This window comes from Bacteroides sp. MSK.20.12 (assembly GCF_019052435.1).
GTDB classification, from domain to species: domain Bacteria; phylum Bacteroidota; class Bacteroidia; order Bacteroidales; family Bacteroidaceae; genus Bacteroides; species Bacteroides xylanisolvens.
This window is the reverse complement of record NZ_JAHQVH010000007.1, coordinates 70758-96016: the sequence shown is the minus strand read 5'-3', so window position 1 is coordinate 96016 and position 25259 is coordinate 70758. Positions and strand designations below refer to the sequence as shown.

Here is a 25259-nt window from a genome sequence, read left to right as displayed (position 1 = left end):
AAATTCTATATCTGCAAGGGCTTAATATATGAAAAAAATCAATCTCTCTTACAAGTAGAAACCGAATCCAATCTTCACACCGAAACGTGACATATCTCCATCATTGAAACGCCATTTATAATAAACGGCAGGTTCAATGGTTACCGTACGCGAAAGAAAGTAAGCGTATCCGGCTTCGATACCCAGTCCCCAGTCTGTCTGATGTTTTCCACCACTCCAACGGAAGCGGTTCCAGTCGAGTCCACCACCCAGATAGATACCGGTTTTATTGAAGTAGAAGCGTACTCCTGTGCCCAGTGTATACTCATCTACCGGTTTCGACCAGTCGGCTCCGGCATTTACCATCAAGGCAATACCCTCGGCAAAGAATGTACCGACCTGTGCACCAACTCCAAACTTTGCTTTATCGTTTTTACTATACGAAAAGTCCAACCCCGACAATGAAGGATTAATAATCGTAGTTCCTTTCTCAAATTGCGCTTGTGCAGTAAAAGAGACTGCCAATAAGCAAAGAGCCAAAGCTAATTTCTTCATAAACTTACTTTTTTAAGTGAATAGATTGTTCGTCTTTTTTGCGGCGTTCGCGCATTTGTTCCTTTTTCCGAAGCACCAGCCAAAGAAGGAGGACGATGACATAAGAAACTGCCACCGTAATTATTTTCTCTGTCAGGCTGACTTCCGTATTACGAGGCAACAAATAAGCCGCTGTTACAGATACATAAATAAGGAATGCAAGCGCCACTCCTGTTGATTTTCTTATTTTCTTCATTCTGATAATTTTCTTGTTTTTTGCTTATTTATCCAGATATAGAACCAAACAGTCGCAACCATTACACACGCTATACCAACGCCATAGGAGACTGTATGCGAGAGTCCTAATCCTTCAGGAGCAATACATATATAAGTAGAACATACACATGTCATAAACAGTGCCGGTACCAAAGTAATGATATAAGGTTTCTTGGATACCGCCAGAAAAACTGTTATAGCCCACAAGGTAAACACAGCCAATGTCTGATTTGCCCAGGCAAAATAACGCCATATCATATTAAATCCGTTTGCATCACGCAAACTATACAAAAGCAAACCAATAGCTAGTACAAACATCGGAATACAAATGTACAAACGACGGCGCATACTTTTTTGTTCCATCCCCAGGAAGTCTGCCACAATCAGACGTGCCGAACGGAAAGCCGTATCACCCGAAGTTATCGGAGCGGCAATCACCCCCAAAATAGCGAGTACTCCGCCGATTGCCCCTAACCATTCTTTTGTGATGGCATCAACGATAACAGAAGCATTGCTTTCTTCCATTCCGTTTTCATGGAAAAAATAAGTAGCGGCAGCAGCCCAAATAAGAGCAACAATGCCCTCGGTAATCATTGCACCGTAAAATACCGGACGTCCATGCCGTTCCGAAGTCATACAACGGGCCATCAATGGGCTTTGCGTAGCATGGAAACCTGAAATGGCACCACAAGCAATACTCACAAACATAATCGGGAAGATAGGAAGTTCGCTCGCTTCCGGGTTAGTATTTTGCAATCCGTCCCATAACTCCGGCAAAGCCGGATGGTTAACGTAGAGCATCACCAAAATGCCTACTGCCATAAACAACAAGGCAACCGCAAACAACGGGTAGATTTTACCAATTATTTTATCAACAGGCAGCAAAGTAGCCAGAATATAATATGCAAATACAACGATAATCCAAAACGTAGCATCCAAACTTTCCGGAGTGAGTTTTGCCAACAATCCGGCAGGACCTGCAACAAAAACCGAACCCACCAGAATCATTAAAATGACAGTGAATCCTCTCATCACCTGCTTGGTAGTCAGTCCCAAATAACGACCTATTATTTCCGGCAGGCTTTCACCTCCATTACGCAAAGAAAGCATTCCGGCAAAATAATCATGCACTGCCCCCGCAAAAATACTTCCCAGCACAATCCACAAGTATGAAGAGCTACCAAATTTCGCTCCCATGATTGCCCCGAAAATAGGACCTAATCCGGCAATATTAAGAAATTGAATCATGAAAATCTTCCAGGTAGGCAATGGAATATAGTCCACTCCATCCGCCTTGGTAAGAGCCGGTGTTTTACGGTCGTCAGGACCAAAGACGCGTTCCATGAGGCGTCCATACGTAAAATAGCCTACTATCAACGCCAGCAGGCATAGAGTAAATGTAATCATAGCGTGTCGTTTTTTAACTTGGCAAATGTAACATAATCTCACGAAACAGCCCAACAATACCGACACTTTTACTAACTTTGCAGGGATTTAAAACAAAAAATAAAGGATATGCGCTATACTATTTTCATTCTTTCACTTTTGTTTCCTTTCCTCTCAATTGTTGCGCAACCCAAGCACGAAGTTCGTGCCGCATGGGTGACAGCGGTGTACGGACTGGATTGGCCTCGCACACGTGCAACAACCCCTCAAACAATCCGCAAGCAGAAAGAAGAGTTAATAGATATTCTTGATAAGTTGAAGGCTGCCAACTTCAACACTATCCTATTTCAAACCCGTACTCGTGGAGATGTATTATATCCTTCGGCAATCGAACCTTTCAATTCGATCCTGACCGGAAAGACAGGAGGAAATCCGGGATATGATCCACTGGCTTTTGCCGTTGAAGAATGTCATAAGCGAGGGATGGAATGTCATGCCTGGATGGTAACTATCCCACTAGGGAATAAGAAGCATGTTGCTTCGCTCGGCAGTCAGTCTGTCACCAAGCGGATGAAAGAAATATGCGTTCCTTACAAGCGCGAATATTTCCTCAACCCGGGACATCCGGCAACGAAGGAGTACTTGATGAAACTGGTGCGGGAAGTCGTTAGCGGTTATGATGTAGACGGAGTGCATTTCGACTATCTGCGTTATCCGGAGAATGCTCCTCTTTTTCCTGATAAATATGATTTCCGACGATACAATAAAGGACGCACACTGGATCAGTGGCGCCGGGATAATATCTCCGAAATTGTACGTTATATATATAAAGGTATAAAAGCTATGAAACCTTGGGTGAAAGTTAGTACCTGCCCGGTAGGTAAATACCGTGATACTTCTCGTTACCCCTCCCGTGGATGGAATGCTTTCTTTACCGTTTATCAGGACCCGCAAGGTTGGATGGGAGAAGGTATTATGGATCAGATTTATCCGATGATGTATTTCCAGGGAAACAATTTCTACCCTTTCGCCCTCGACTGGCAGGAACAGAGCAACGGACGGCAGGTGATTCCGGGACTCGGCATTTATTTTCTCCATCCCGATGAAGGTAAATGGACACGCGACGAAATAGATCGTCAGATGAACTTTATCCGCAAGCAGAAAATGGCGGGTGAAGGGCATTACCGGGTGAAATACCTGATGGAGAACACGCAGGGGATTTATGATGAATTATCTGAGAATTTTTATGCATACCCTGCTTTACACCCCCCGATGCCTTGGCTGGACAATGTTCCGCCTACGGCTCCTTCTGCACTGAAAGTTACTCATATTGATAATGGATATACGGAATTAACCTGGCAAGCGGCTACTGACAATGACCAGCGTAACAAGCCTATGTATGTTATTTATGCTTCTAATGATTATCCGGTAGATATCAACCGACCAGAAAATATCGTTGCACAAAATATTCGAGAGACGAGTTACGTATATGCCCCTATCCTGCCTTGGAATGCAAAAAAGCACTTCGCAGTGACGGCTATTGACCGCTATGGAAATGAAAGTACAGCGACACAGGAGCAAACGGTCCAGCAGTAAACCAAGTATTTAGAATCGACTTATTTGTTTCAAAACAGTATAAAAAAGAATGAAACGGTGCAGAAATGAACGAAAGTTTTTCCTACTATAAAGTTGAAAAACATAAAAACATCTGCCACCTGCAACCAAACGCATGTAATACAGTAGTTAATAAGTAGTTAGAACGTGGCAGATACCTGTGGCAGATAGGTTGCAGATAAAGTATCTGCAACACGTTATATAATCAAAGAAAAAGCCTTGATTCCTTTATGCAAAGCTATGGGATAATTGGGATCACTCTATGGAGAAATGACAGTGTCTCTACGGGGAAACGACAGTATCCTTACCTAGAAACTGTAGTGTCCCGCCTTAGAAACTCTCGTTTCCTGCCGTGGAAACTGTAATTTCTAATGCCGGAAACGACAGTTCCCCGCCTGGAAACGGGAAGTTAATGTATACAATAAACTTTTGCACTCATGGAGAATTAGTTTATGTAAGGTTTATACTGTGTTGCAGATACTTTATCTGCAACCTATCTGTCGCAGGTATCTGCAACGCTCCAACTACTTATTAACTACTGTATTACATGCGTTTGGTTGCAGGTGGCAGATGTTTTCATGTTTTTTCAACTTTATAGAGGAGGATTACGCATTAAAATTAGGGTCACAACCGTAAGTCATAAAACAAATTCACCTCTGTGTCCTCCGTGTCCTCTGTGGTGAAAACCGTGCAAGAATGAGCTAAATGATAATTTTCCAGTTAAACAAAATTATAACGCCCGTTCTTTGAGATATTGAAAACGAAATATTACGAAAATAATGATTATCTTTGAACCACTAAAAGGAAAATAACAATGAATGACCTGCTTCGTAAACTCCCTATCGGGATACAGACCTTTGAGAAACTTCGTAAGGGCGATTATCTATATGTAGATAAAACAGAGCTTGTATGGAAAATAGCTTATACATCTACTCCATACTTCCTGAGCCGTCCACGCCGTTTTGGTAAAAGTCTTCTTCTCTCTACCTTTGAAGCCTACTTTGAAGGAAAGAAAGAACTCTTCGAAGGGCTTGCCATTGAAAAACTGGAAACGAAATGGGAAAAGCATCCTGTGCTGCATCTGGATTTAAATGCCGAGAAGTACGATTCCCCAGAAAGACTTTATGATATCCTCAGCCGTCAACTCACCTTATGGGAAATCCAATATGGCAAAGGAATAGACGAGAACACTCTTTCCGGTCGTTTCTCCGGCGTCATCCGTCGTGCCTACGAACAAACCGGTAGCAGCGTCGTAGTTCTGGTAGACGAATACGACAAACCTCTATTGCAAGCTTTAGGCAATGATGTCTTACTGGATGAATACCGTAAAACTCTGAAAGCCTTTTACGGAGTATTGAAAAGTGCCGACCGCTACCTACGTTTCGTCTTCCTCACAGGAGTAACGAAATTCTCACAAGTAAGTGTATTCAGTGACCTCAACCAATTGCAGGACATCACTTTATGGCCCGATTACGGAACCCTTTGCGGCATCACTCTTCAAGAATTATTGGATACCTTCCAGCCGGAAATCAAGATACTGGCAGCCAATAATTCCATTTCTTATGATGACGCGGTACAACGAATGACACGTCTCTACGATGGCTATCATTTTTGCATTAATTCAGTAGGTATCTTCAACCCGTTCAGTGTACTGAATGTCCTGAAATCAAAAGTGTTCGACAATTACTGGTTCCAGACCGGCACACCGACTTTCCTCGTCGAGATGCTGCAAGAAACCGAATACGACCTGCGTACTTTGCTTGACGGGATCGAAGCACCGTCTTCCATGTTCTCCGAATATCGTGTAGATTCCAATAATCCGATTCCGTTAATTTACCAAAGTGGCTATCTGACGATAAAAGATTTCGATAGGGAATTTGGTAACTATCTATTGCAATTTCCTAATGATGAAGTCCGCTACGGCTTCATTAATTTCCTGGTTCCATTTTACACCGGAGTGAGAAACAGTGACCAAGGATTTTACATCGGCAAGTTTGTACAAGAACTTCGTTCGGGAGACTACGATGCCTTTCTCACCCGCCTGCAAGCCTTCTTTGCCGATTTCAACTACGAATTGAACGAGCAGACAGAGCGTCACTACCAAGTGGTTTTCTATATTGTCTTCAAACTTATGGGACAGTTCACCGATGCCGAAGTACGCAGCGCCCGCGGTCGTGCAGATGCCGTAGTGAAAACACCTAAATATATCTATGTCTTCGAATTCAAGCTGCATGACACGGCAGAAGCGGCATTGAAGCAGATCGACGATAAAGGCTATCTGATACCGTATCAGGCAGACGGACGTGAAGTGATAAAGATCGGGGTAGAGTTCAGTGCGGAAAAACGCAATATCAGTCGCTGGCTGGTGTGAACAGATAAAGTTAAATATTATCAGGAGTTACCCATATCCACGCCCGATAACAACTTCTCCTATGAACAGGAACCAAAGGTAAATAACCGGAGTACACTCTACCTTCCCTGATTTTCAACGGATAAGTTGCGGACATTCGTTCATGTTCCTGCAAGGCTTCACCTTCCGAAGGATGATAATCAATCACAAAACGCCCTATTGAACCTGGATGTACATAATGGTCATATAAAAAACGCGCAACAACTCCCATATTCATGCGCAGATTGATTTCCACACAGGGATGAATCCGAAAAACCGGCTTTTCATTTTCCGGAAACCGACAAATCATCATATCAACTCCAAGATAACCTTTATAAACGGTTCCTACCAACGCAGAAAGCCTATATTTCAAGCAGTTCTCCAAATCCGTCAGAACCTTTGAAGGGACATATTGCGAAAGTTGTTTCCAGATTGCCTCATTAGAAAGCAAACGATTCCCTTCATACATCCCACTCTTTCCGGTATGGAAGAGGGAATATCCCATAAATGTCACTTCACCTGTACCATCGGAATAAAACTCCATGGCAAAATCCTCTACCTTATTATATATAGGTTCCGCAATGATTCCACCCTGCGAAGCAGCCACACGCGTACACCAACCGGAAATAAAAGGAGTAAATATGCCTTTACACCAGTTCAAGCCTTTACCGCTTCCCGAAAGCGGAGCTTTCAACAGGCAGCATTCCCGCTCTTCCACAAAAGTTTTCCATTCTTCCAGTGCCTTCAAATAATAAGATTCTCCGCAGAAATATTCATTCAGTTGTAATTCCGGAAGTAACGAGACGGCTTTAGAACGATGGGAGTATTCCCGCAAACCGTTTAATTGCTCCATAGAAGGAAGCAGGGCTTCGTCCACGCCCAGCCCTAAAAGCCGTTTCCGCAAAGCTACATCCCACCCCCAAGGACGAATATCCAAATCCGGTCCGACAGCAAGTTCCGGTTCAGTCATCAAATGAATCGAAACTCCCAGCAATTCCTGCATTTGCTTCAAATAATCCAGATTATAAGCGGAAGAAGCTAATACAGCACTCCCCTCCTCTGCATACCACATCGGAAGCAAAGCCAACTCGGAAGCCATACGTCTGGCCGAAGCTGGAGCCATATAATTAGTTTCACCGCTGGCCAACGCCAAGTCATGTTCCGGATTGAATATATAAAGAGCCTTTTTTGTCATTTCAAATGAATTCAAAACTTTATTCTGCAAATATATACAGGAAATAGTCAGGAATGACTACAATAAACAGAAAGTTGGAATTAAACACACAATTTTGCCATCTCTACTTTGCAAATCCTAAAAAAAGCAGTATATTTGCCACCCGAAAAACAAAGAACTGAAATGGAATCATTCTACCGCACACACGCCTACCTCGTTGAGCACACCAATGCCCCCGTTCGCCGCGATCTTATGGACGAGATCGACTGGAGCGACCGCCTGATTGGTATCAAAGGGACACGTGGCGTAGGAAAAACCACTTTCCTTCTCCAATACGCCAAAGAGAAATTCGGGAACGACCGTTCCTGTCTGTTCATCAACATGAACAACTTCTATTTCTCGGGCCACAGCATTGTAGACTTCGCCAACGAATTTCAGAAACGTGGCGGAAAAGTATTGTTGATCGACCAGGTGTTCAAACATCCGGAATGGAGCAAAGAGTTACGCATGTGTTACGACCGTTTTCCTAACCTGAAAATTGTCTTCACCGGCTCGTCCGTGATGCGACTGAAAGAAGAAAATCTTGAATTACGTGATATCGCCAAGAGCTATAACCTGCGTGGATTCTCTTTCCGTGAATTCCTAAACTTGCAAACAGGCATGAAATTCAGGGCATATAGCCTCGAAGAAATTCTTAGCACTCACGAACAGATTGCCAAAGGAGTACTCTCCAAAGTCCGTCCGTTGGATTATTTTCAGGATTATCTGCACCACGGATTCTATCCGTTCTTCCTTGAAAAACGTAACTTTTCGGAGAATCTGCTGAAAACGATGAACATGATGGTGGAAGTAGATATACTTCTCATCAAACAAATTGAACTGAAATATCTTTCAAAGATAAAAAAATTGCTATATTTGCTCGCTGTCGACGGGCCGAAAGCTCCAAATGTGAGCCAACTGGCAAGCGACATACAGACATCTCGCGCCACGGTGATGAACTATATCAAGTATCTGGCAGATGCGCGACTCATTAATCTGGTTTATCCGAAAGGGGAAGAATTCCCTAAAAAACCTTCAAAGATAATGATGCACAACTCCAACCTGATGTATTCCATCTATCCGGTGAAAGTGGAAGAGCAGGATGTGCTCGACACATTCTTTGCAAATTCTTTATGGAAAGACCATAAGGTACATAAAGGAGATAAAAACGTCTCTTTTATGGTAGACGAAGTAATGCCGTTCAAAATTTGCCAGGAAGGCGCAAAGATCAAGAACAATCCGAATGTAACGTACGCGTTGCATAAGGCTGAAATAGGTCGGGGCAACCAGATACCTCTCTGGATGTTCGGCTTTTTATATTAAAAGATTTATTTACTTAAATATTTAATTTAGTTATGACTAAACAGAAGAAATTCATCACTTGTGATGGTAACCAAGCTGCAGCGCATATCTCGTATATGTTCTCTGAAGTAGCAGCTATCTACCCCATCACTCCTTCTTCGACTATGGCTGAGTACGTAGACGAATGGGCTGCCGCAGGACGTAAGAACATCTTCGGCGAAACAGTATTAGTACAGGAAATGCAATCTGAAGGTGGTGCTGCCGGTGCAGTTCACGGTTCTCTTCAGGCTGGTGCGTTGACTACTACTTACACTGCTTCCCAGGGTCTTCTCCTGATGATCCCTAACATGTACAAAATTGCCGGTGAGTTCTTGCCTTGCGTATTCCATGTGTCTGCTCGTACATTGGCTTCTCACGCATTGTGTATCTTCGGTGACCACCAAGACGTAATGTCAGCTCGTCAGACTGGCTTTGCTATGTTGGCTGAAGGCTCTGTACAGGAAGTTATGGATTTGGCTGGTGTTGCTCACTTGGCTACCATCAAATCTCGCGTTCCGTTCATGAACTTCTTCGATGGTTTCCGTACATCTCACGAAATCCAAAAGATTGAAATGTTGGAAAATGATGATCTTGCTCCGCTGATCGACCAGGAAGCTTTGGCTGAATTCCGTGCCCGCGCACTGAACCCGATGAAACCGGTAGCTCGTGGTATGGCTGAAAATCCTGACCATTTCTTCCAACATCGTGAATCATGCAACAACTACTATGAAGCAGTTCCTGCTATCGTAGAAGAATACATGAATGAAATTTCTAAGATCACAGGTCGTAAATACGGTTTGTTCGATTACTATGGTGCAGAAGATGCAGAACGCGTAATTATCGCTATGGGTTCTGTAACAGAAGCTGCCCGCGAAGCTATCGACTACCTGGTAGCAAACGGCGAAAAAGTGGGTATGGTTGCCGTACACCTATATCGTCCGTTCTCTGCTAAACACTTCTTGGCTGCTGTACCTAAGACTGCTAAAACTATCGCAGTTCTTGACCGTACTAAAGAACCGGGTGCTAACGGCGAACCTCTTTACCTTGACGTTAAAGACTGCTTCTACGGTGCAGAAAATGCTCCGGTTATCGTTGGCGGTCGCTACGGTTTGGGTTCAAAAGATACTACTCCTGCTCAAATCCTTTCAGTATTCGAAAACTTGGCTATGCCAATGCCGAAGAACCACTTCACTATCGGTATCGTAGACGACGTTACTTTCACTTCTCTTCCTCAAAAAGAAGAAATCGCTTTAGGCGGCGAAGGTATGTTCGAAGCTAAATTCTACGGTTTGGGTGCTGACGGTACAGTAGGTGCTAACAAGAACTCTGTAAAGATTATCGGTGACAACACTGACAAACACTGCCAGGCTTACTTCTCTTATGACTCTAAGAAGTCGGGCGGTTTCACTTGTTCTCACTTGCGTTTCGGTGACAATCCAATCCGTTCTACTTATCTGGTAAATACTCCGAACTTCGTTGCTTGTCACGTTCAGGCTTACCTGCACATGTACGATGTAACTCGTGGTTTGCGTAAGAACGGTTCTTTCTTATTAAACACAATTTGGGAAGGTGAAGAACTGGCTAAGAACCTGCCTAACAAGGTTAAGAAATATTTCGCACAGAACAACATTTCTGTATACTATATCAACGCAACACAGATTGCACTGGAAATTGGTTTGGGTAACCGTACCAACACAATCCTTCAATCTGCATTCTTCCGTATCACAGACGTTATTCCTGTAGAACAAGCTGTTGAGCAGATGAAGAAATTCATCGTTAAGTCTTACGGCAAGAAGGGTGAAGACGTTGTTAACAAGAACTATGCTGCCGTTGACCGTGGTGGTGAATACAAGACTTTGGCTGTTGATCCTGCTTGGGCTAACCTTCCGGATGACGCAAAAGCTGAAAACAACGATCCTGCATTCATCAACGAAGTAGTTCGTCCGATCAATGCACAAGACGGTGACTTGTTGCCGGTATCTGCATTCAAGGGTATCGAAGACGGTACTTGGTATCAAGGTACTGCTAAATACGAAAAACGTGGTGTAGCTGCATTCGTTCCTGAATGGAATCCGGAAAACTGTATCCAGTGTAACAAGTGTGCATACGTTTGTCCTCACGCTTCTATCCGTCCGTTCGTACTCGACGCTGAAGAGCAGAAGGGTGCTAAGTTCGAACAACTGAAAGCTGTAGGTAAAGCATTCGACGGTATGACATTCCGTATCCAGGTGGACGTTCTCGACTGTCTGGGTTGCGGTAACTGTGCTGACATCTGTCCGGGTAATCCGAAGAAGGGTGGCAAAGCATTGACAATGAAACACCTCGAAAGCCAATTGGCTCAAGCTGAAAACTGGACTTACTGTGCTGAAAACGTGAAGACTAAACAACATCTTGTTGATATCAAGGCTAACGTGAAGAACTCACAGTTCGCTACTCCGTTGTTTGAGTTCTCCGGCGCTTGCTCTGGTTGTGGTGAAACTCCATACGTGAAATTGATTTCTCAATTGTTCGGTGACCGTGAAATGGTTGCTAACGCTACTGGATGTTCTTCTATCTACTCTGGTTCTGTTCCTTCTACTCCGTATACTACAAACGAAAACGGACACGGTCCTGCTTGGGCTAACTCACTGTTCGAAGACTTCTGTGAATTCGGTTTGGGTATGGAATTGGCTAACGAAAAGATGCGTGCTCGTCTCGTGAAAGTGATGAACGAGGCTATTGCTGCTGATTGCACTCCTGCTGAAGTGAAAGAACTGTTCGCTGAATGGATCAACAATATGCTGGATGCGGACAAGACTAAGGAATTGGCTGCTAAGATCATTCCGGTTGTTGAAGCTAACAAGGATAAATGTAACCACTGCAAACAAATCGCTGAACTGCAACAATATCTTGTAAAACGCAGCCAGTGGATCATTGGTGGTGACGGTGCTTCTTACGATATCGGTTACGGTGGTCTTGACCATGTAATCGCTTCCGGTAAGGACGTTAACATCCTCGTTCTGGATACTGAAGTTTACTCTAACACAGGTGGTCAGTCTTCTAAAGCTACTCCGGTAGGTGCTATCGCTAAGTTCGCAGCTGCTGGTAAGCGCGTACGTAAGAAAGACCTCGGTCTGATGGCTACTACTTACGGTTATGTATATGTTGCACAGATCGCTATGGGTGCTGACCAAGCTCAAACTCTGAAAGCTATCCGTGAAGCTGAAGCATATCCGGGACCATCTTTGATTATCGCTTATGCTCCGTGTATCAACCACGGTCTGAAAGCAGGTATGGGTAAGAGCCAGGAAGAAGAAGAAAAAGCTGTTAAGTGCGGTTACTGGCACTTGTGGCGTTACAACCCGGCTTTGGAAGAAGAAGGCAAGAACCCATTCCAATTGGATAGCAAAGAACCGAACTGGGAAGATTTCCAAGGTTTCTTGAAGGGTGAAGTTCGTTACGCTTCTGTAATGAAACAATATCCTACTGAAGCTGAAGAACTGTTCAAAGCTGCTGAAGAAAACGCTAAATGGCGTTACAACAGCTACAAACGTTTGGCTAGAGAAAACTGGGGTGCTGAATAATAGTAATACCCTATAAATATAAAACGGTAATCTTGTAGAAGATTACCGTTTTTTTATTGTATGAACTCTGTCTAACATAAACAATACTCCCTTTTTCCCACTAGAGTTCATGTCTATTTTATATTTAAAATTAAGAATAACAATGCTCCAATCTATTTATTCTCAGACTTCGGAATCCAACTATCCACCAACTGCCGATGTTCATCCCTCCATTTGCGGGCTATTTCTTCTTCATCCATCCGGGCATCCTTCATAGCTGTCATAAAAGAGCTAAGTTCTTCTGTCGTTAGTTTAATGTTGCCAAAGAATTCGGCAGCAAACGGATCTTTCTCACTGAATCCTTTCCATGCAATAGCATGTATTTCTTCCAAGTCTCCATATACTTTCTTCGGATCATCCAAGAATTTCAAGTCAAACTGGTCGAACATCCAATGCGGTGTCCACCCCGTGATGACAATCCATTCTCCTTTGTCCATCGCTTTTTTCAAAGAAGCCAGCATGGTGGAACTACTTGAAGTCATGAGGGTATACCCATCAAGTCCATAAGCAGCAATGGCCTTATCGGTCGTCTTCATTATCCCTGCTCCGGCATCAATTCCCACTATTTCGGAAGAAAAACGGTCTTTGTTAGCTTCCAGCTCACTAATAGACTGGAACGTAACATATTGAGGAACAACCAGTCCTACACGGGCTTCTCCATATACCTCACCCAGGAATTCGATGCTGTCTCCATACTGATCCATATAATCTTTCATCGTTATTGGTAACCAGGCATCCAGAAAGACATCAGATTTCTTTCCTGACATAGATACAAAGATGGGGGCAAGGTCAGCATTTTGCAGTTCAACCTCATATCCATGTTCTTCCAATACCACCTTAGCCAAATGACTCATGGCAATACCTTCCAGCCAATTGGCATAGGCTATTTTTACTTTCTTTTTCTCTAAGTCTGAATTAGTACAGGAAGCCAGCAAAAGTATAGCTGACAATACTATTCCTACTATTTTATATATTCTCATACGTATTTTATCCTTTCCGTTTAGTTCTTATTTTTTCGTCCTGCCATTCCTTGTGTGATACGGTCTAAGATGATAGCTAAAATAACAACTGCGATACCACCTTCAAACCCAAGTCCGATTTTCATTTGGGTAATACCTTTCAATACAATTTCTCCCAGACCACCGGCAGCAATCATGGCAGCAATGACAACCATAGAAAGCGACATCATTATTGTCTGATTGACACCTGTCAGGATGGTTGGCAACGCCAAAGGAAGCTGCACTTTATACAATAACTGCCAACGGGTAGCCCCGAACGAACGGGAAGCTTCCACTACATTTTTAGGAACTTGCCGTATTCCCAATCCGGTAAGACGGACCACAGGAGGCATAGCAAAGATAATGGTGGCAAACACTCCCGGCACTGCTCCCAATCCGAAAAATAAAACGGCAGGAATCAGATAAACAAAAGCAGGCATCGTCTGCATCAAGTCGAGAACAGGACGGAGTATTTTCTCTGCACGCGGACTGTTTGCCGTCCACACTCCTAAAGGTACACCAACAATCAGAGCCAGACAGGTAGATGAAAAAACGAGAGCCAGGGTTTGCATAGTAGCCTCCCAAAATCCCATTCCATAAATCAGTAATAATCCCAATGCGGTGAAAATTGCCGTACCACGTCCTGCCTTCATCCATGCGAGTGCAGCAAGCACTAGAATGGTTATATAAAAAGGTATTCCAAAAAGTACGTGTTGGAATCCTATAATAAAACTACCGATGCCTGCATTTATGGCATCAAAGAAAGTGGAAAAATGTACCATCATCCAATTGATGGCCATCTCTATATATTGTCCTATATTTATCATAAATCTATTGCGTTTTGAATTATTTCGTTTATTTCTTCTTTATCTTTCCCCGTCACTTCGATGATTAAGGAGGAAAGCGGGATTGTTCCTAAAAACTCATGCGTCTCATCAATCACCCATACCGGCGAATTGCTCTTTGTCATTAAAGGAAGTATATCCTCCAACACTGTATCCTCCAATACAGAATGTACTTCTGTACGCACAATCGTTTCAATGGATTTTTCCTGTCTGCTACGTAACTTAAGCAGGTCGTTCAGACGTACTTCTCCGACCAGTTTATCATCGGCGTCTATGACAGGTAATACGGTGATATTCTTCGCACGCATCTTACGAATCAATACTTCAGGTCCCTCTTTCTTCAAACGGGCCACCAGTGGTTTGTCAATCATTAAAGAAGAAGCGGTGATAATTTTACTCCTGTCCACGTTTTCAACAAAACGGGCTACATAATCGTTAGCCGGTTCGGTCAGTATTTCTTCTGAAGTACCTACCTGCACCACCTCTCCGTCTTTCATAATGGCAATACGGTCGCCCAGTTTAATCGCTTCACTCAAGTCATGGGTAATAAAGACAATTGTTTTTTTCATCTTCGATTGCAAAGCCAACAGTTCATCCTGCATTTGCACACGAATCAGAGGATCGAGCGCAGAGAAAGCCTCATCCATTAGAAGTACTTCAGGATTATTAGCCAGGGCACGGGCCAGTCCGACACGCTGTTGCATTCCACCGGAAAGCTCGCCTACCATCTGATTTTCGTATCCTTTCAATCCGACAAGCATCATGCTTTCCATAGCTTTCTTCTCACGTTCCTCCTTCTTCACTCCCTGAAGTTCGAGACCGAATGCAATATTACTCAATACGGAACGGTGAGGCAACAGACCGAAATTCTGGAAAACCATCGCCAGCTCTTTCCGACGAACCTGCAATAACTCTTTTTCGGATATTTTAGATATATCTACTCCGTTTACAAGCACTTGTCCGGCAGTAGGACGTATCAGACGATTGATACAACGCAGTAATGTCGATTTTCCACTTCCCGAGAGTCCCATTATCACAAAAAACTCTCCTTCATTAATTGAAAGATTGGCATCTTTCACTCCTACCGTACAACCGGTATCTTTCAGAATTTCCTCTTTACTCTTATCTTTTTTCAACATCTTGAGTGCTTTCTGCTTCTCGTGACCAAAGATAAGGTACAAATCCTTTATTTCTATTTTACTCATATAATATATTGGTTTAGATTATAATAGTTGTTTTGTTTTCAACTGCTGCGTTCCTCATTCTCACTTACGATAAACAAGTTGAATGTTCGCATGGTTCAGTCATGTCACATGACAACATGATGATCCGACGTTTTTTAAAATGGTTTTAAAAGACAGACTGAGTAGTTTAAAAGGAATAGAATTTGATAAGATTATCCTCTCAATGAACAGTAGAAAACAGTATTTTCATAAATAAATAACAGTCTGTTCTTGCATATTGTTGGCACAAAGGTAAGGAAAATAGATTAAATATGCAAATTTCATTCAGATACGGAGTAATTCCAAAGATGCTTTTTCAAGTCTACGCATCCATTTTGCTTGAAAGAGATCCCTTCTTCCAACAAGAGTTGTTTCTGCTCTGTCCACCCCGGAACAAGGCGTCCCGATGCATTGACAACCCGGTGACAAGGCGTAGATAAATCATCCGGAACCTGTTTCAAGGCACGCCCCACCATACGGGAACATTGAGGCATTCCCAATAATGCGGCAATTCCCCCATAGGTAGAAACTTTACCTACCGGAATTTCCCGAACAACCTGATACACCTCTTGACAAAAGGATGCGGAGAGACTCGCTTTGTCTACTTTATAATCTTTCATCACTCAAACATTACTTTATTTCAGTTCCAAAACTAGATAAAAAGAAAAGAATTTGCAAATAATAAAAGCATTTCAAATAAAATATGCAACTTTATTTGCTTTATTTACAAATAATCCCGACCTTTGTACCCATTAAAAGCAACCCTATTATTAACAAAACAAGCACTGCTGTTATGAAAAAGAAGACAATTCTATTCGCTTCTTGTTTATTTGGAGTATTCGCTTTCAGCTCCTGTGAGAAGAACCTTTATGATGAAAGCAAGCAACCTGAAAAAGAAATTCAAGTAAAAGACCTGAATATACCCGCAGGCTTTCAATGGAAATTAACTCAAGTAGCCGCAGGAACAGTAGCTGCTACTACCCCCACTATGGTTTCCTTCTTTTTGGATGAAGCATGTAGTAAAGAAGAGAAAATAGCCGACATTCCTGTAGATACAGAAATTTCAAGTCTCCCTTTGAGCATCCCAACCTACGTAAATACATTGTATGCCCAGTACAAAACCAGCACCAATGAAACAAAAAAAGTAGCCATACCTGTAAATGCAGATAGAAGTTTCTCACTGAACATTGCTAATGATGCCAAATCCAAATCTAACACCACCCGGTCAATCACTCGTGGGCATGATATAGAAGATGACATCCAATTGGCAAAAGGAGTCATTTCTCATCCCAAAGATGGTTGGGGAACAATCATGTTTGAAGACCAATTCCCATCATTAGGAGATTATGACTTTAATGATTTTGTAGTCAATTATAAGGTGCAGTTCCAAGGTATTAAAAAGGTTGACAAAAAATACACTGCGCAGTATATACAAATAGGATTACGTCTAAAAGCTATCGGAGGAATATTCCCTTATTCTCCTTATTTAAGACTGAAAGAAATAGATTCTGACGAAGTGGAAAGTATAGAAGTTTATGAAACTAAAAACGTGATTCCTGCGATCGACGGAGTAGATCTTGTCCCCAATAAACATCTTATCATTGATTACAGCCCTTTAATTAAGAATCTGGCTAAACCTGCAGGCAGCCAATATTATAATACAGAAAAGAATGCTTTGGTAGCAACAAGTGATTTACCGGAGATCAATATTCTGATCACCCTAAAGAAGAGAAAAGAAGTAAAGGAAATATTAGAAGGCGATGAATTCGACTTGTATTTAAAACGTAATGATAGCGGAACAGAAATCCATATGAATGGTATTGAACCGATCACTTACCAATATCCATTCAATGATAAAAATCTGCTACCGGTATATACAAACGGGGACGAAGAAGATGATAATTATTATTTTAGTGCAGGACGCCTGATTTGGGGATTAAGAGTACCAGGCAACGCAGCACATGCTATTGAAAAAGCTAATTTCTTGGAAGCCTATAAAGGATTCGCAAAATGGGCGCAAAGTAGTGGCAAAAACGAACAAAACTGGTATAATCAAGGAAACGCAGATAAAAGTTTATTGATTCATAACTAACACATATCAATAAATCCCGGTAAACATTGAAAATTCAAGTTACCGGGATTTATTGTATTCTGACGTGAATAGTTTTGATTCTATCCTTTCCTTTTCAGCAAATCTGTCGGACTTTCACCAAACTGCTCTCTATAACATTTAGTAAAATAAGAAGGAGAACTGAAACCAACTTCATAACCTATCTCTGCCACTGTCATATCCGACGAAGCAAGCAGGGAAGCAGCTTTCTTTAAACGAGCGATACGAAGCAATTCATTCGGAGAATAATTAGTCAGGGATTTTATTTTGCGATAGAGTTGCACACGACTTAATCCCATATCCTTACCCAAATCCTCTACATTCAAATTTGAATCTCCCATCTTTGCTTCAATCAAAGCCTTGAATTTTTCCACAAAGTCTTTATCCATATCGCAAACATCCTCTTTTGCCAACGTTTGTCCGTCACCAAAGAACTGCTTCAGGCGGCGATGTGAATCTATCAGATTACGAACGCGTGCCAACAGCAATTGCGAACTGAAGGGCTTGGAGATATAAGAATCCGCACCTCCGTCATATCCCTGAATCCGTTGTTCATCCAAAGAACAGGCTGTCAATAAGATGACAGGGATATGGCAGGTTTGCAGTTCGCTTTTCAGCCGACGACAACACTCTATTCCATCAATACCAGGCATCATCACATCAGAGATTATCAAGTCCGGGACATATTTCATTGCTTTGCGGATGCCCTCCGAACCGTCTGCTGCTTCAATAACAGTATAATCGGTATGGAGTAATCCGCGTACATACGAACGGATATCCGCATTATCATCAATTACCAAAACGGAAGGCTTGGAAGAATCATAGCCTTTTTCCAGTTCCTCTTCTTCGACAGCTAAAGTTTCATTCAGGTCGGAAGAGGCGGAAGAGGCGGGAGAACCGGGATTTAAAGGAACTGCAGAGATTGATGACTTTAGAGAATCTTCGGCCAGAATAGTTTCACAAGTCTGTACCGGTAAATCAACGGTAAAGACAGTGCCCTGCTTTTCATCACTTTCCACAGAAATTGTACCTTTATGCAATTCAACGAAAGCTTTGACCAATGCAAGTCCGATTCCCGAACCGGCATGGTGCATGTCTATTTTATAAAAACGATCGAAAATGCTCCGGATATGTTCGGCGGAAATCATTGAACCGGTATTGGCTATAGTAAAACGAATCCAGCGAGTATCCTCTTTCGTCAAGGAGGATAAACGAACCGTTATCTTTCCATTTTCCGGTGTGAACTTGAACGCGTTGGAAAGCAGATTAAAATAAATACGTTCCAACTTTTCCATATCCGCCAATGTATGGTAATCCGTATCCGGCATATTATCAAAAGAGAAATGAATGTGTTTCTTCCGGGCCGCTGCAAGGAATGATTCGTTCCAGCCCTCAAAAGAGGAAAGAACATCTACCTGAACAGGTGTATATTCCATCTTACCGTTCTCGTATTTACGGAAATCCAGAATCTGATTAACAAGACGCAAAAGGATATTCACGTTTCGTTGAATCAGCATCAACATTCGATGCTGATCTCCACTTAGTGTATGATCGGCCAATAAATGTTCTACCGGATCGGCAACCAATGTCAGCGGAGTACGGAAATCGTGAGATATATTTGTGAAGAAAACCAGTTTGGCATGCGTTGCCTCTTCCAGTTGATGAGAAAGCTGGATGAGCTGATCCCGTTGCTCTTCCAGTTTGTCCCGCTGTTCTTCTAATTGGTCGCGTTGTTCCTCTAACTTGTCCCGCTGCTCTTCCAACTGTTTCTTCTGCTCGGAAAGTTCCTTATTCAGACGATTTTTAGCACGGAGAGATTTATAGACTACCAATAATAAGCCTGCCACCAATAGAAGAATGACCAAACCGCCATACATCACCACCTGCTGTGTAGCAACACGAGACAGATATCCGCCGATACGTCCGTTCAATGTTTCAATCTTCTGATCCAGTTCCGAGATGTGAGTTGTCTGAAGTTGCATGACATGCGCATTCGTACGGTCGACCACCGCAGTGTTCATGACCGTTTCCCGGGGATAAGGCTTTTTCTCAAGGATATTCATTGCCAGTTGCATCACTTTGTCGCCATTGGTCGGATAAATAAAAGTAGCATTCAACACACTGTCGAGCACCATTTCCAATCCGTTGCCTTTGCCGGGGAGAGCATCGATACCGACAAAAATCATTTCCTTCTCCCGTCCCACTTTCTTTGCAGCCTGATAAGCTCCCGGAGCAATACGGTCATTATGCGCATACACGGCGTCTATCTTCGGATGCCGACGGAGCATACTATCCATTTCCACTTCCGCCGGTTCACGCTCCCACGCAGCATCCGCTTTATCAATCAGTTTGATATCCGGAAAGTTACTGATAGCAGCCATAAATCCTTGATGGCGTTCCATGGCAGGAGTTGAGCCACCCAGTCCGGTAAGTTCCACCACATTCCCTTTTCCTTTCAGGCTCGATGCAATGTAGTTTCCTACCGCACGTCCTATTTCATAATTGTCGGCACCGATATAGGCAGTATATTTATCAGAAAGAATCTTTCGGTCTACCAAGATGACAGGTATTCCCTTTTGATAAGCTTCCTCTACAATCGGAGTCATGGGGGCCGCTTCGTTGGCAGAGATAATCAATAAGTCAACCCCTTCATCTATAAAATAATGAACGTCCTCCGCCTGTTTGCGATTATCATCCGCAGCCGACCGGATTTCAACCGATACTCCATCATAAAACATTGCTTCGCGGAGAATTTCATCATTCATCTTATGCCGCCAGGAGTCATCGCTGCATTGCGCCACCCCGATACGGAAACGCGGTGCATCCTGCCGACAAGCCGTCATGCCAAGAAGACAGAGCAAGACTGCTATCCACTTCGTATATCCCATCATTCTAATCATTCTCATTTTTTTCGTATTTCTTTCTATGACCCAAATGGACGATTGAGAACAAAAATAAGAAATAAAACTGTGAGTATGCTATCTATCACCCAATTATTCTCATCATTACCCCTCCAAAGAAATGCAAAACAGTTCCCAATATTCAACCGGAAACTATTAACAAAAGTATAAAGCGTAAGACAAACACTCAATAAATGTTATAAAACATCTCTTTTTATTTGGATTATTTGCAGATTTAGCAGAAGTCCGTATCTTTGCAATGTGTTTTTCATAGTATTAGATTTAAGGTTAACAAAGGTTGGAGCAAGGCGTTGCTCCTTTTTTTATACCCCTACCTCTCATATCATACGAATCATGCAAAAAGAACAAGAGGTATATTCCCACGGAATGAGATATACCTCTATACTTACTTTCCATCAAACAATTACATTAGTCTGTCTTTCAAAACCTGCGGAAGTTCGGGCATTGCACCGCTTTGCGTGCAGACATAAGCAGAAACTTCAACAGCAAGTTTGTGAGCTTCGGGAACCGGTTTTCCATTCAAAATGGAAGCACAGAAAGCAGCCGTAAAGGAATCACCTGCCCCCACCGTATCGGCAACCGGAACTCTCGGTGTCTCCTGGAAAGAGACAACACCCGGGGTAAACACATAACTGCCATTAATTCCGCAAGTCAGAATCAGCATCTTCAGGTTGTATTTTGCCAACAGAATCCAACATTTATCCTGTAAGTCGATGCCGGGATAGCCAAACATACGGCTGATGGTCACCAGTTCTTCGTCGTTTATCTTCAGAATGTTGCAACGGCGGAAAGATTCGCGCAATACCTCTTTGGTGTAGAAGTCCTGGCGGAGATTAATATCAAAGATTTTCAGTTGTCCGTCTATATCGGGCATCGTATCCAGAAAACGGTTGATAGTGGCACGGCTCACTTCATTACGTTGAGCCAGGGAACCGAAGCAAACGGCACGCGTACTCAATGCCAAACGTTTCAGTTCATCCGTAAAAGGTATGTTATCCCATGCCACGCCTTCTTTGATTTCGTAACAAGGTACACCCTCGTTATCCAGTGTCACCTGTACCGTACCGGTAGGATAATCCACTTGTTCAATCTGCGTTTTCAGTTTCTTCTCGTTGAATACGTTCAGAATCTCATCTCCCAACTCATCCTTGCCCACGGCACTCACCACGCGACTGTCAAAACCAAACTGTGATACATGATAGGCAAAGTTTGCCGGAGCACCACCTATTTTCTTTCCTTCGGGCAACACATCCCAAAGTGCCTCGCCCATTCCTACGATTATATTATTCATGATCTACGGATTTTATTGTTTCCAAAGTTATAAAATTATTTTTTAATACGGAACGTATAGAACAAGAGATAAAGCACGCCCACTGTCATTACGGCTACTGCCCCACTCTGTCCCATGGCATCGGATGCTACTCCCATAGCCAACGGAAATACCGTGCCGCCGAACAGTCCCATAATCATCAGACCGGAAACTTCATTTTTCTTACCCGGCAGGTAAAGCAATGCCTGCGAGAAGACTACGGAGAACACATTGGAGTTACCGAAACCAATCAGACCGATGCATACATAAATCATTGTCTTGTCATGGAATATAAACAAACCTGCCATCGCTATCAGCATCATCACAACGCTAATCCCGAAGAAAGACTTCGGTGACATCTTACGTAAAATGAAAGAACCGAGGAAGCAGCCTGCCGTACGGAAGATGAAATAAAGGCTTGTTGCAAAAGCCGCATCATCAAGGCCCATGCCGAGACGTTCCATCAAAATCTTGGGGGCAGTGGTATTTGTTCCCACATCAATTCCAACGTGACACATGATACCGATGAAAGAAAGCAGGATAAACGGTTTGCCAAGCAAAGCGAGACATTGTCCGAAAGTAGACGGTTTACCTTCTTCTTTTTCCTCTTTAATCTGTGTGACATTGAGCAACAGGATAGCAATGACGGCTACAATCATATAAATCGGGAACAGGATGCGCCAGCCTAAATCGAAAGTCGGGATGGCTTGTGTTGCTCCCCACATGGCAATATAAGGAGCAAGGAAAGAGGCAATGGCTTTCACAAACTGGCCGAAAGTCAGGCTACTTGCCAAACGGTCGCCACGTACGATGTTAGAAAGCAACGGATTCAGGGAAGTCTGCATCAATGCATTTCCGATACCCAAAAGGGAGAAAGAAATCAGCATCAGCATATAGCTGTCTCCGAAAACCGGCAATAACAAAGAAGCAAAAGTGACAATCAAACTAAGCAACACGGTTTTCTTCTGACCGATGCGGCTCATCAGCATGCCTGTGGGTACGGAGAAAATCAGGAACCAGAAGAATACCAGTGAAGGGAAGATATTCGCCTGCGAGTCCGACAGACCGAGGTCTGCCTTCACATAATTGGAGGCAATGCCTACCAGGTCAACGAATCCCATGGCGAAGAAGCAAAGCATCACCGGGATTAGTTTGGAAAGGGAAGAGTTTTTACTATTTTCCATTGATTTATCTTTTATATTAAGTAGTAATTCTAAAAATCATCAGACGTACGATTAGAGTGTTTCATTTATGATCAGATGATTTACGATGTACAATTGAAGTCAGTATTACGAATTAGCCGTGTATACATAGGCGTTTATGATTTCAATAGTAATATCAATCGTACATTGTCAATCGCCTCATCGTAAAATCAGTTCAATGTACACGTCAGCCCTTTATATAGTTGGTGTATATCCCGTTCCTTGTTGTGCTAAAGCTACGTTATTGTTACCTTCCCACGGCCGTGGTGACTTCTCTTCACGGCTGTGGGAAGAAGCTACCACGGCCGTGGTAGGATCTCGTCACGGCCGTGAAGAATTACCAATAGCTTAAGTTTAGAGCAACTATATCCCCGCTTTATGGGTACTCTCTCATTGGGAAAGAGAAACTCTGCCCTAAGGAAACAGGGAAAGAACGCATGGAGCGGAATAGAACGGGCTTATGGTTTCAACTTGTAAACTACAAATGAGTCTACCTTATAAGCTCCTCCTTTACTGTAAAAGTCGATATGATTGTAAGGCTCCGAAGGGAATACCTGATTGGTCATCGCAAAGCGTCCACCGTCTCCAAAGGCCTCAACGCTGGATTTATCAACAAACAGGCGAAGTTTTAATGCATCTTTTCCGCTTTCAATAGCTGTCCAGGTCAACATCGGGAAATTCTCATTGAAGCTGACCTCTCCGCTCTTGCGACGATCCATCGAGAATTTCTTTTCTTTCATGTCATACTGCATATCCACTTCTTCGCCTTTGTCATTGTAGAGACGGAAGCCGATTACGTCTGCATGTTGATTTTCAATCGTCAGTTCTATTTCGTATGCACCGTCATTGCCGGGAATCATTTCTTTGATTGTGCGTGTTCCGTTCACTTTGAACGAGCGTTTCTTGGAAGCATCGCGCAAAGCCAGCAGTTCGGGAGAGGGAGCTGATTGGAGGTAAGTCTCACCATCTACGGTAAACAGGCTCAAGTCGCGGGGAACGGAGTTCGGACTACGGTATTGGGAGGTAGGAACATCGTTTGCGTATTGCCAGTTGCTCATCCATGCGATAGCGATGCGGCGGTTGTCGGGAGCATCACTCCAAGTCACGGTGGCATAATGGTCTTTTCCCCAGTCCATCCATTTGGTTTTGGAGGGTGATTCGTTTACAAACTCTTTTCCGTTGAAGGAGCCTACAAAATATTGAGTAGCCGAGTCACCGAAAGGACCGTCGCCGAGGCTGCAAAGCAGTACCCATTTCTTTTCATTTGTTCCTTCTACCGGGAGTTCGAATAAGTCGGGACATTCCCAAACGTTTCCGTGTGCGCCGTGTCCTTTGCCGAAGCTGCTTTCAAATGTCCAGTCTTTCAGGTTGGGGGAAGAGAAGAATTGCATTTCCTGCCCTACTGCCAATACCATGATCCAGCGTTTGGTGCCTTCGTACCAGAATACTTTCGGGTCGCGGAAGTCACGTGCTTCGGATACTAATACAGGATTGTTTTCGTATTTGGTAAAGGTACGTCCGTTGTCGGTGCTGTAAGCAATACTTTGCACCTGACGGTCGCCGTTTTGTGTATAGATGGCGACGATGGCGCCTGCACCAAAGCCGGCGGTATTATGATGATCTATCACGGCGGAGCCACTGAAGATAGTGCCGAATGCATCCGGGGCGATTGCCACGGGGCGATGTTCCCAGTTTACGAGGTCTTTGCTGATTGCATGTCCCCAGTTCATATTTCCCCATTTTGAACCGTAAGGGTTGTATTGGTAGAAAAGGTGGTATTCGCCGTCTTTATATACCATTCCGTTCGGGTCGTTCATCCATCCGTAGAGGGGAGAAAAGTGATAGGTGGGACGGAACTTTTCACGGTTGCTTGTATCGAACGTGTCGGACAATTTCATTTCCTTGCAGCAAGCAGTGTTATCCGGTGAAAGGTTGACACGCACCGGGTCGTTGGAGTTCATTTTAAATTTGAAAGAGATTAGTTTGCCGGAATAGTCGGAAAGGTCTACCGGAACAAAGTAATCGACTTTATGGATGGCCAGACGGACATCGAAGTTCTTTACCTCTTTATTATTAACAATCATGCTGATACGCACATCGGGCGATGCATCTTCTACGGGCAACAACAGATACTTCTGGTTAGTGTTGACACGTACGAGGCAATGTCCTTCTCCTAAATCTTTAATTAATAGAGGAGAGTTATCCGCACGGGCGGATAGAGAGATATTCATCACAATCATACAAAATAAAACCGCGAAGGTTTGAATTTGTTTGGAAGAGAGTCTTAAATTCATGCTTTATGGTATTAAGGTTGTTA

At 43.2% G+C, this 25259-nt stretch carries 18 protein-coding genes; 6 read left to right on the top strand and 12 right to left on the bottom strand.

What is annotated here, in order from left to right:
• Nucleotides 1-48 precede the first annotated feature (48 nt).
• Genes KTR06_RS05865 through KTR06_RS05855 form a run of 3 tightly spaced genes read right to left on the bottom strand, consistent with a single transcriptional unit; the run spans nt 49 to nt 2196 of the window.
• Complete coding sequence (locus tag KTR06_RS05865) at nt 49-534, bottom strand: outer membrane beta-barrel protein (RefSeq protein WP_004300961.1); 486 nt, start codon at nt 532-534, stop codon at nt 49-51.
• Between the two features lie 4 nt (nt 535-538).
• Nucleotides 539-769, bottom strand: a complete 231-nt coding sequence (locus KTR06_RS05860) for a hypothetical protein (protein ID WP_004300962.1) — start codon at nt 767-769, stop codon at nt 539-541.
• Nucleotides 766-2196, bottom strand: a complete 1431-nt coding sequence (locus KTR06_RS05855; RefSeq protein WP_004310289.1) for a carbon starvation protein A — start codon at nt 2194-2196, stop codon at nt 766-768. The genes KTR06_RS05860 and KTR06_RS05855 overlap by 4 nt, the downstream gene beginning before the upstream one ends.
• A 108-nt stretch (nt 2197-2304) precedes the next feature.
• Between KTR06_RS05855 and KTR06_RS05850 the strand changes: the two genes are divergently transcribed.
• Entirely contained in the window at nt 2305-3771 is a 1467-nt protein-coding gene (locus KTR06_RS05850; RefSeq protein WP_217290054.1) for a glycoside hydrolase family 10 protein, read from the top strand.
• Nucleotides 3772-4603: 832 nt separating this feature from the next.
• A complete protein-coding gene (locus tag KTR06_RS05845) occupies nt 4604-6160 on the top strand; it encodes an ATP-binding protein (RefSeq protein WP_004300977.1) in 1557 nt (518 codons plus the stop codon).
• A 10-nt stretch (nt 6161-6170) separates the two neighbouring features.
• Here the strand turns inward: KTR06_RS05845 and KTR06_RS05840 are convergent, their stop codons facing one another.
• Complete coding sequence (locus KTR06_RS05840; protein ID WP_008025966.1) at nt 6171-7373, bottom strand: hypothetical protein; 1203 nt, start codon at nt 7371-7373, stop codon at nt 6171-6173.
• Between the two features lie 162 nt (nt 7374-7535).
• Between KTR06_RS05840 and KTR06_RS05835 the strand changes: the two genes are divergently transcribed.
• A complete protein-coding gene (locus tag KTR06_RS05835) occupies nt 7536-8714 on the top strand; it encodes an ATP-binding protein (protein ID WP_004311727.1) in 1179 nt (392 codons plus the stop codon).
• A 32-nt stretch (nt 8715-8746) separates the two neighbouring features.
• Nucleotides 8747-12295: a pyruvate:ferredoxin (flavodoxin) oxidoreductase gene (nifJ, locus tag KTR06_RS05830; protein WP_217290053.1), complete on the top strand. Its 3549-nt coding sequence runs from the start codon at nt 8747-8749 to the stop codon at nt 12293-12295.
• Between the two features lie 152 nt (nt 12296-12447).
• Here the strand turns inward: nifJ and KTR06_RS05825 are convergent, their stop codons facing one another.
• The 4 genes from KTR06_RS05825 to KTR06_RS05810 form a co-directional block, all read right to left on the bottom strand.
• On the bottom strand, nt 12448-13314 hold the full coding sequence (locus KTR06_RS05825; protein ID WP_087318462.1) for a glycine betaine ABC transporter substrate-binding protein: 867 nt from the start codon (nt 13312-13314) through the stop codon (nt 12448-12450).
• A 20-nt stretch (nt 13315-13334) separates the two neighbouring features.
• Entirely contained in the window at nt 13335-14159 is an 825-nt protein-coding gene (locus tag KTR06_RS05820; RefSeq protein WP_008025959.1) for a proline/glycine betaine ABC transporter permease, read from the bottom strand.
• On the bottom strand, nt 14156-15382 hold the full coding sequence (locus KTR06_RS05815; protein ID WP_004300984.1) for a glycine betaine/L-proline ABC transporter ATP-binding protein: 1227 nt from the start codon (nt 15380-15382) through the stop codon (nt 14156-14158). Before KTR06_RS05815 ends, KTR06_RS05820 begins: the two co-directional genes overlap by 4 nt.
• Before the next feature lie 299 nt (nt 15383-15681).
• On the bottom strand, nt 15682-16020 hold the full coding sequence (locus KTR06_RS05810; RefSeq protein ID WP_120067339.1) for an MGMT family protein: 339 nt from the start codon (nt 16018-16020) through the stop codon (nt 15682-15684).
• Nucleotides 16021-16103: 83 nt separating this feature from the next.
• Between KTR06_RS05810 and KTR06_RS05805 the strand changes: the two genes are divergently transcribed.
• A complete protein-coding gene (locus KTR06_RS05805) occupies nt 16104-17492 on the top strand; it encodes an LruC domain-containing protein (RefSeq protein ID WP_217290052.1) in 1389 nt (462 codons plus the stop codon).
• Between the two features lie 80 nt (nt 17493-17572).
• Here the strand turns inward: KTR06_RS05805 and KTR06_RS05800 are convergent, their stop codons facing one another.
• The 3 genes from KTR06_RS05800 to KTR06_RS05790 all read right to left on the bottom strand — a co-directional run bounded on the left by KTR06_RS05800 (nt 17573) and on the right by KTR06_RS05790 (nt 22924).
• Nucleotides 17573-20398: a substrate-binding domain-containing protein gene (locus KTR06_RS05800; RefSeq protein ID WP_317196110.1), complete on the bottom strand. Its 2826-nt coding sequence runs from the start codon at nt 20396-20398 to the stop codon at nt 17573-17575.
• A gap of 436 nt (nt 20399-20834) precedes the next feature.
• Complete coding sequence (locus KTR06_RS05795; protein ID WP_008025948.1) at nt 20835-21722, bottom strand: carbohydrate kinase; 888 nt, start codon at nt 21720-21722, stop codon at nt 20835-20837.
• Nucleotides 21723-21757: 35 nt separating this feature from the next.
• Nucleotides 21758-22924: an MFS transporter gene (locus KTR06_RS05790; protein ID WP_120067341.1), complete on the bottom strand. Its 1167-nt coding sequence runs from the start codon at nt 22922-22924 to the stop codon at nt 21758-21760.
• A gap of 196 nt (nt 22925-23120) precedes the next feature.
• On the opposite strand from KTR06_RS05790, the gene KTR06_RS05785 reads away from it, so the two are divergent.
• The gene (locus KTR06_RS05785) at nt 23121-23294 is read left to right on the top strand and encodes a hypothetical protein (RefSeq protein WP_165450467.1); all 174 of its coding nucleotides are present in this window, start codon (nt 23121-23123) and stop codon (nt 23292-23294) included.
• A gap of 106 nt (nt 23295-23400) precedes the next feature.
• Here KTR06_RS05785 and KTR06_RS05780 read toward each other — a convergent pair whose 3' ends face one another.
• The gene (locus tag KTR06_RS05780; protein WP_217290051.1) at nt 23401-25236 is read right to left on the bottom strand and encodes a DUF4980 domain-containing protein; all 1836 of its coding nucleotides are present in this window, start codon (nt 25234-25236) and stop codon (nt 23401-23403) included.
• Between the last annotated feature and the right edge of the window lie 23 nt (nt 25237-25259).